This window comes from Ureibacillus sp. MALMAid1270 (assembly GCF_049202975.1).
Lineage (GTDB): Bacteria > Bacillota > Bacilli > Bacillales_A > Planococcaceae > Ureibacillus.
Map to the genome: position 1 here is coordinate 277283 of NZ_JBMIRP010000099.1, position 8088 is coordinate 285370.

Annotated in this window: 7 protein-coding genes and 1 pseudogene; 2 read left to right on the top strand and 6 right to left on the bottom strand. The window is 31.3% G+C overall.

Going from position 1 to position 8088, the window contains the following annotated elements; genetic code table 11:
- Positions 1-67 precede the first annotated feature (67 nt).
- Together ACOQFO_RS18095 and ACOQFO_RS18100 are read left to right on the top strand one after the other, a co-directional pair.
- Positions 68-679 (top strand): CPBP family intramembrane glutamic endopeptidase, encoded by a 612-nt coding sequence (locus ACOQFO_RS18095; protein ID WP_421691076.1) that lies wholly within the window; start codon positions 68-70, stop codon positions 677-679.
- An 81-nt stretch (positions 680-760) separates the two neighbouring features.
- Positions 761-1390, top strand: coding sequence for a hypothetical protein (locus ACOQFO_RS18100; RefSeq protein WP_421691077.1), 630 nt, complete (start codon positions 761-763; stop codon positions 1388-1390).
- A 168-nt stretch (positions 1391-1558) separates the two neighbouring features.
- Here ACOQFO_RS18100 and ACOQFO_RS18105 read toward each other — a convergent pair whose 3' ends face one another.
- The 6 genes and pseudogenes from ACOQFO_RS18105 to ACOQFO_RS18130 form a co-directional block, all read right to left on the bottom strand.
- Positions 1559-2005: a MarR family winged helix-turn-helix transcriptional regulator gene (locus tag ACOQFO_RS18105; RefSeq protein ID WP_421691078.1), complete on the bottom strand. Its 447-nt coding sequence runs from the start codon at positions 2003-2005 to the stop codon at positions 1559-1561.
- Positions 2006-2119: 114 nt separating this feature from the next.
- Positions 2120-3514 carry an ATP-binding protein gene (locus ACOQFO_RS18110; protein ID WP_421691079.1) on the bottom strand — a complete coding sequence of 465 codons (1395 nt, stop codon included), beginning with the start codon at positions 3512-3514 and terminating at the stop codon, positions 2120-2122.
- 369 nt (positions 3515-3883) lie between these two features.
- Complete coding sequence (locus ACOQFO_RS18115) at positions 3884-4651, bottom strand: N-acetylmuramoyl-L-alanine amidase family protein (RefSeq protein WP_421691080.1); 768 nt, start codon at positions 4649-4651, stop codon at positions 3884-3886.
- 167 nt (positions 4652-4818) lie between these two features.
- The gene (locus ACOQFO_RS18120) at positions 4819-6171 is read right to left on the bottom strand and encodes a TrkH family potassium uptake protein (RefSeq protein ID WP_421691081.1); all 1353 of its coding nucleotides are present in this window, start codon (positions 6169-6171) and stop codon (positions 4819-4821) included.
- 210 nt (positions 6172-6381) lie between these two features.
- Complete coding sequence (locus ACOQFO_RS18125) at positions 6382-7467, bottom strand: SDR family oxidoreductase (protein ID WP_421691082.1); 1086 nt, start codon at positions 7465-7467, stop codon at positions 6382-6384.
- Between the two features lie 206 nt (positions 7468-7673).
- Positions 7674-7928 (bottom strand): annotated as a pseudogene (locus ACOQFO_RS18130) (transposase domain-containing protein); the annotation flags it as partial.
- Positions 7929-8088 lie beyond the last annotated feature (160 nt).

An 8088-nucleotide genomic window follows, 5' to 3' on the forward strand; every position in this document is an offset into this window, starting at 1 on the left:
CTTTACATCGTAAAAGATGATTGGGAAATTTTTTTTGTGTTAATATAGTAACGAGGAGGTCATCATCTTGAAAATATCAAAAAATTTAATCGTACTCCTACTTACATTAGTTTTCTTTTTCATAATTCATTCCTACACATTCAGAGAGCCTGAGATTTACTGGTATTTATACCCATTTATCATTTTGATTTGTGTTGCTGTATCCATTGTTTCAATGAATCAAAAAGATGACATGCCAATTTGGAAATGCTTCATATTTGGATTAGGATATGGTGTTATCCTTTATGGAATTATTCGATTACTTTATATCCTATTAAATTCTATCAATAAGGATTGGATTCACTCAATAACAAAATATATCACAACTTTTGGGCCAAGTAATATTTGGCACTATCTAATATTAATTTTTATTGTTGTCGTAGGAGAAGAGTTATTTTGGAGAGGGTTTGTGCAACAAAGGATTAAAGATTGGACATCACCCTTCATTTCCATCGTTATTTCTAGTCTTCTATTTGCTGGAGCATATATGGTTGGAGGATATTTCTCTTACGGAATGATTATTTTTGTATTCGGATTGATAGTAGGATCTCTTTACGAATGGAAAAAAAGTATGCCACTAATTATCGTAGTGCATGAAGTATTTGTTATCTTATTCTTTTTACTAATACCATTCACTTAATGAAGAATAAGAAAATCTTTATGAAAATGGTGAAACTTTCATGGAATACCAAACGTTTAATACTTTGAGGAGGTAATCATCATGACAAAACGAATTTCTTTTATTGCAATACTATGTAGTGCAATGCTTGCATTAGCTGCTTGTAATACTGCAGATCAACAAGAAACTACAACACCTACAACGGTAGAAACAAATGCAGGTAGTAACACTGGAAAAGAAGAACAAGTTACAGAAAAAGATAATACCATCACTTATACTTCAAATAACACAGAAAAGACAGAAGAAACAACAACATTAACAAGCGATGAACAACAATATGCTATTCAAGCGATTAAAGGCTTCTCTTTAACAGCAGAAGAGCCTGGAAAAGATCTGCTTTATCTAAATGAAGATGAATCGATTTCAATGCGTATTGAATACATGTCATCCAATGATACAACTTTTCAAGATTTAGTTAAAAACACAGAAGATATGATGAGTGTCATCAATGAAAATGTACAATATACTGAGTTTGATATTCAATCACAAGTAAAGAATCATTCAAATATTAGTAACGTAGCAGCATACAAAGTCGACTTAGCAGATCAGGTTGTAATTTCAGTCGTATTTGAAAAAGAAAATCAACTAGTACGTTTAACGATTTTTGATAAACCATCAGTTGATTTAGCAGATGCAATGATTCAAATGGGTTTAACAATTACAAGTAACTAATTAGTTAACTGTATGACTCATACGGCTTGTTCAATAACAATTACACAATAAATCAAGTGTCCTAAAATCATTGTTAATTGATTTTAGGACACTTTTTTGTAGAAAAAGAAAAATGTCTATCCGGAAATCAACTTCCAGGACAGACACTATAAGAAATATTAACAATAATTAATAAGACAAATCTTTTATCGATAAACCTAATTTTTTCAACAAATTAATAGCTATGTCTTTTTCTTCTGATGTCAGTGCACTTAATAATTCATGTAGATGTTTTTCATGTTCCGGAAAAAGTTCATCCATAAAGTCAGAGCCTTCTTTGGTGATTTCCGCATAAGTTACACGGCGATCAGTAGGGCAAGATATTCTTGCTAAGAAACCACGTTTTTCAAGTTTATCAATTACATATGTAATCGATCCACTTGCAAGTAATATTTTATTACCAATTTGTTGTAATGGCTGTCTTCCTTTATGATAGAGCAATTCAAGTACTGCAAATTCAGTAGGATTTAAACTGTTTTGTTGAAAAAATTGATTTGTCACTTCGTTAATTGCCTTATTTGCTCGTGATAAAACGATATAAAGTTTTAAAGATTGTTTAATTTCTTCTGAAGTCATGACAAATCATCCTTTTTTCCTAATAAGAATATTATATCTATTATTTGTGAGATTTGTCAAAATTCCTTCATAATTATGTGCAGAAATTAAAACAGTTTAGTGGAATTCTTTTAATTAATAAGATATTATTGGTTGTTTTAATGATTCTGATGCTAAAGGTAGTTCTATGACAAATGAAGTTCCCCCATTTACGACACTATTCACATGAATCGTTCCATTATGTTCTTCAATAACCTGTTTTACTAATTGTAAGCCAAGGCCAGTCCCAGCTGTTTTAGTTGTATAAAATGGCTCAAACAACTTGGCTAACATTTCTTTTTCAATACCTTTACCTTCATCACAAACAGTTACTTGAATTTTATCTTTCACATTTTTCAAGAAGATGGTAATTTTTCCGCCGGTCTCCATCTCTTCAATTGCATTTTTTACTAGATTCATAAGCATTTGTTTGATACGATTTTCATTCCCCATAATCATGGAGTTAATAGGTTTTTCTACTTCGAATTGTAATGTAATGTTGTGATTGTTCGCAAGTGGGTTCATAATCTCTATCAATTCTTTTGCTATTTTAGTAACTGAAAAGACATCCATTTGTCTTTCCATTGGTTTTGAGAAAGTTAATACTTCAGATAGTATTTGATCCATTCTTTCTATCTCTGATTTCATAATAGATAAATATTTATTATTTTCTTCTGTTAAATTCATGTTTAGTAGTTCAATGAAACCCTTAATGGAAGTCATAGGATTTCGTATTTCATGGGCAACGGTTGCAGCCATTTGTCCAATCATTACAAGATTACTTTGGTGCTTAAGTTGTTCTTTAAGTTCATGTTTTTCTGTTTCATCTGTAATCGTTGTATAGATATGCTCTACTTTAAGATTTACCTTAGACTCAATCCTATACCACTTAATACAATCGTTTACTTTTCTCGATATCTCAAACTGTGCTTGTCCATTACTTGATAATTCTAAGGAATATTGACTTACTAAATGTTTACCGTAAAAATTTTCAAACATTTGATCATGATAGTTGTTAATTAATTGGTTTTTTTCTAATCCAAGGAATTTTGAAGCTTGATCATTTAAATCGATAATTTTACCTCCAAGAGTTGAAATGATCAAACCATGATTCAGGTCTTTAAACAATGAAGTTAATTGATTTATTTTTTTATTGATTGGGCTATTATATGAATGATGTTTTTTGATTCGAGCATAGATTAGCCTATTTTTTCGATCAAAATGACATACAAAGTTAAATTTCTGGAAGTTTTCTTGTAATTTAATATTTAGTACACAATGATAAAACTCATCTTGTGACATTTGTTTTACTAACCGCTCCCAAACCATCTCAGACTGCTCGTCCAGACGGAGAACGTCGTATTCACTTAACTGAAGTAATTGGGTAGCTTGTTCATTTAATGACTCAATTTGACAAGAAGTATTTAATACTAACATTGGATTGTTAACAAGTTGGAATTTATCTTTATAAGTAGAATTAATTTTCACCATTTTTAATACCAATCCTCCCACAAGTACTTCATTATTTTATTAAAAATTACATATACTACTAATCTATTATTCTATTCTTTAAAAAATGACACCAAATCCAAATTTTTATCATAAAAAGTAAATTTTCATATAAACTTCTCAAAACAAAACTTTCGATTTTGAGTCATAAACCGTTACTAAATTACAACTGCTGCAAGTAATTATGTATAAGATAATATATTCATTTTAGTATATTGAACCCATATAGATTTTATTAAAGCATAAAAATAATGTCAATTAATACACTTCTAAATATTCTGAAAATTATGAAAAAGTTGGCACTATTCGAGCCAACCCATTTTTTGCGACAAATATTTATCATCACTTTAATTATTTATTTTTTAATTTTCGATTTACATAAGCCAAAGCATAACTAATTAATTCTCTATCGTTATATTCATCTACATTTTCATGTTTTTTGATAAATAGATTCTCTTCCACTCCACGCCGAATCATTTCTTTCGCCATTTTTCGACCAGTTGAATTTAAGAATTCCACTTTACTCACTTCCTTTACATTTTCAAATGTTATTCTAGTCAAACCTACATATTTAGCGAATGCTTGAGCAATTAGTTTACCTGCATTTGCTAATACCTGATCATCTCTAAGTTTATGAATATCAATTGTGGAGTCCATAAAACCTCCCTCTATTAATATTGATTGCATCTTCGTCTCTCGTAAGATGTGAAAATCAGCCTCTTTAATGCCACGATCCCGTAATCCATACGCCTCTACCACTGCAGGATGTATGGCTTCTGCTAATTTTCCACTTTCAGTTGTTCGATTACCTAAATAGACATACGTCTCTACTCCTGTCCAATTTCCCCAAGAGCCGGTATTCGCATTATGATGAAAAGAAATGTAATAATCTGCTCTCCATTCATTTGCTCCATCTGTTCTTTCTTTTAGAGGAACATCACGTTTTCCAGTTGGATCGTCAAATCTTTTAGTAGTAACACCTTGATAAAGAGCCAATTCATTTGCAAAGGCTTTGGCAACTTTATTATTAAAATCCCATTCATACTCTCCATCAGGTGTACGTTTTCCTGGAGTTACACCAAAGCCAGCGTGGCCAGCATCGTATCCCACTTTTATCATTTTTATCACCCTTGATCTATCATATGTTCATCTACAAATAGAATAGGGTGAATATACATAAAATGAGACAATTTACTTTGAAAATAAAATAATATTCCTATATATGGATAATTCATCATTCCAGAATAAAAAAAGAGAAATGGCTATCACCACTCCTCTACACTTTTTTATCCTATTATAACTCGCTCTTTTGGATAGCGATAATGTGGTTTATTTCCTTTTCCTCCAAGGGAATAGAGGAATGAAATTAGCCCCACACGTCCTATAAACATTAATATCATTATAATAATTTTACCTGCCACTGATAAATTCTCAGTAATCCCTAAACTTAACCCACACGTACCGAATGCTGAGGTTATTTCAAAAATCACTTGATTTACAGAGGCGTATGGCTCTGTTATTAATAACAGCATAGTTGCAAACAAAACCATAAATGCTGCTAAAATAATGACTACAAAGGAACGAGATACATCAGTTAAATGGATTTCACGTCCAAACACTTGAATCTCGTGGCGCCCATTTGCAAAATTGATTAAAAACAATATAGCTACTGCAAAAGTAGTTGTTCTAATTCCTCCACCAACCGAACTTGGTGATGCTCCGATAAACATTAAGAAGCTTAAAAATATATCAGTTGCCTCATTAAAAGTGGAAATGTCATATGTTGCTAACCCACCAGAACGGGATGAAACAGATAGAAACATTGAAGCAAATATTTTTTCATGCCAAGGCATTCCTTGAAAAGATTGAAATGATTCAACGATAAAGATTCCTATGGTACCTACTAAAAATAAAATTCCATATGTAGCAGTTGTAATTTTTGTAAACAAACTAAATCGAAATGATGGATCTATTCTCGACAAATATTTTTTTATTTCAACTAATACAGGAAAACCAATAGCACCTAAAACGATTAAAATCATCACTACAAACTGAACAAAATAATCAGAACTAAATGGCTGTAGACTATTACCAGTTAGAGTAAAACCAGAATTAGTCGTTGCAGAAATGGAAGTGAAAATTCCATGCTTTAAAGCCTCGCTAAAACTATCATAATAACGTAGAAAATGAACAGTAAGAACTACAGCTCCAAGAAACTCAATAACAAATAAGATTTTAACAATTTCTTTTAATAAATGAACGACACCGGATAAATTATATTGATTGTGGTCAATCATAATCAATTGTCGACCCCTCATACCAATCTTCCTACCAAACAAGAGCCAAATAAATGTACCAATGGACATAATTCCAATAGCACCAATTTGACAAATGAAAAGTAAAACAATAATCCCAAAAGGTGTGAAAGTTTCTGCAAAATTAAAAACGGTTAATCCCGTAACACTTACACCACTAATTGCGGTAAAAAGACTATCAATGTAAGAAACTTCTATCCCTTCTTTATAAACAGCTGGGATTCGTAATAATAAAAATGAAATCGCAATTGCAATAAAGTAATATGTAACAATTAGTTGGAACGGAGTAATGATATAATTCCGGTCTATTTTTATTCGAGCCATTTTGTCGCCTTCTTTTTATAATCAAATAACTCTTTACAGTATATAAGAAATTGTTTGTATATGAAAAGAGGAACAGAACAAACTGCACCTCTTTAGTTTCAAATAATTATCAAGTCTGGATTACTTGCTAACTATTACTGAAAAAATTGTTAGCTACATTAAAAATCATTCTATTCTCAATAGTTATTATGATTCAAATCACAAGAACTATTACTTAATTTCAATATGATATTCTTTTTTATGTTTATTGTTATTATAATAGTTCACCATGGAAGGCATTGATTTGATAAAATCAGGACATTTAATTTTCCCTTTTGCCAATATTTTTTTTGCCTCACTGCAATCAAAATAAGCATTCCAAGTTAAGTAGTCTAAAGTTTCAAATTCTACTCCTAATAACTTCCTTATAGCTTTTATTTTGAGACACTGTCTTGTTAAGGAAAGAGGTAATCTTCCTTTTGGAAATTTACTTGTCATTAGTTTTACCATCATTCGATAGACCTCTAAAACCGGATGTGGGTGTGGGTCTGTCAAATGTAATGTTTTACCTATAGCTTCATCCTCCTGACTGATAAAAGCACTTGCTTCGATGATAAAATCTATAGGAACAACATTAATCAGTGCAGTAGAACGACCTACATACGGAATGGCAGGCAAAAATTTCAGTTTATCAATCATATTTAAAAAGAAGTATGGCCCATCAAATTTTTGAGTTTCACCTGTTAAGGAATTCCCTCTTACTATACCTGGACGAATAATGGTTGTTGGAACCATTTTCTTTATATCCTCAACAAGTAGTTCAGCCTCAAATTTTGTTTCTTCATAATAATTTTTAAATCCTTCTGGTCTAATCAATTCATTCTCTAGTATTATTCCTTCTCTTTTTCCTGCAACATATGCCGTACTAAAATATATATAACGTGTTAAATTGGGAAGTGTTTGTACAAAATCATTTACATTTTTCGTACCATCAACATTTACTTTCCAAGCAACTTCTTTTGGTACTGCTAAATCATAAATTGCTGCCAAATGCCAAACTACTTTAATATTATTTGCAAATTCTGATAGTGTCTTTTCTGCTATTCCTATTTGAGGTAAGTTAATATCCCCTTCAACAATCGTTATTCTCCTACCAGGAAAAATTTCCATTATTTTCAAACTCTCATCGAGTGCTTTTTCTTTTTGTGTTGGTAAAACAATGGCATAAATATGATCAGCGTAATTTTTCCTAAACAGTTCACGTATTAATTGACTCGAAATAAATCCTGGAAATCCTGTAAACAAATGAACGCTCAATACTTTCACCTACCTAACCGTAATATAAGTACGAAATTAAATTACTTTTGTTTCATTAAACGATGAAATATTTTTAAGGTTTCCTCAGTTAAATTTATAACATTTTTTTCCTATTTGTTACGTAAGCCCGAAATATAAAAAATAGCGCACCTTCACGGTACGCACGACGAACGGCCAGCTAACTGAAATTCTTTTCAGTTAGCTGGCTATTTTGCACATGTGGCTTGAATATTCTCTGACCATGGCATGTAATTATGTAAAATCTCAGGGTGTTGATGAAACGATATATTAGGTAATTCCGTCATCAGCTTTACCAAGTACTGATAAAAATCAATTCCGTTTGCTTTGGCCGTTTCAGCCAAACTCAAACAAATGGCATTCGCATTAGCACCTGCTTCACTCACGGAGAAGAGCCAGTTTTTGCGACCAATAACATTTGGACGAATGGCATTTTCAGCGGGTTATTCTTAAATTAAAATAACGAGGATTATACCGATCAATTTATTATTCTGTGCTTTATTAAAAAGCCTTGTTAATACAAGAATGCTTTTAATAATGCTCAGAATAATTTTTTTTATTACTCGAATAATATGATGTGTCAGATACACTGGCAAATTTATA

Coding starts and splice junctions, on each gene's coding strand:
- ACOQFO_RS18100 (WP_421691077.1), top strand. CDS start 761: ATGACAAAACGAATTTCTTTTATTGCAATACTATGTAGTGCAATGCTT.
- ACOQFO_RS18105 (WP_421691078.1), bottom strand. CDS start 2,005: ATGACTTCAGAAGAAATTAAACAATCTTTAAAACTTTATATCGTTTTA.
- ACOQFO_RS18110 (WP_421691079.1), bottom strand. CDS start 3,514: ATGGTGAAAATTAATTCTACTTATAAAGATAAATTCCAACTTGTTAAC.
- ACOQFO_RS18115 (WP_421691080.1), bottom strand. CDS start 4,651: ATGATAAAAGTGGGATACGATGCTGGCCACGCTGGCTTTGGTGTAACT.
- ACOQFO_RS18120 (WP_421691081.1), bottom strand. CDS start 6,171: ATGGCTCGAATAAAAATAGACCGGAATTATATCATTACTCCGTTCCAA.